We start from the raw sequence: 271 nt of genomic DNA, 5'->3' as shown, positions 1-271 counted from the left end.
AAACCAGGAACTAGCCCTGTAACATGTAGCCGTTGTCATGGTTCAGGTGTGATTAATGTCGATACACAAACACCACTTGGTATGATGCGTCGTCAAGTGACATGTGATGTCTGTCACGGTACAGGTAAAGAAATCAAAGAACCATGTCACACATGTCATGGAACAGGACACGAAAAGAAAACACACAAAGTATCTGTTAAAATTCCAGCAGGTGTTGAAACTGATCAACAAATTCGCTTGCAAGGACAAGGTGAAGCTGGCTTTAACGGCG

Annotated in this window: 1 protein-coding gene; it reads left to right on the top strand. The window is 43.2% G+C overall.

The annotated features are described in order from the left end of the window. A partial coding sequence (locus HMPREF2937_RS13150; RefSeq protein WP_306807044.1) for a zinc finger domain-containing protein occupies window positions 1-271 on the top strand: 271 nt, incomplete at both ends.

This window comes from Staphylococcus sp. HMSC061G12, from assembly GCF_001838465.1.
Lineage (GTDB): Bacteria > Bacillota > Bacilli > Staphylococcales > Staphylococcaceae > Staphylococcus > Staphylococcus simulans.
The sequence above is the reverse complement of the archived record's forward strand: the minus strand, read 5'-3'. Positions and strand labels throughout refer to the sequence as shown.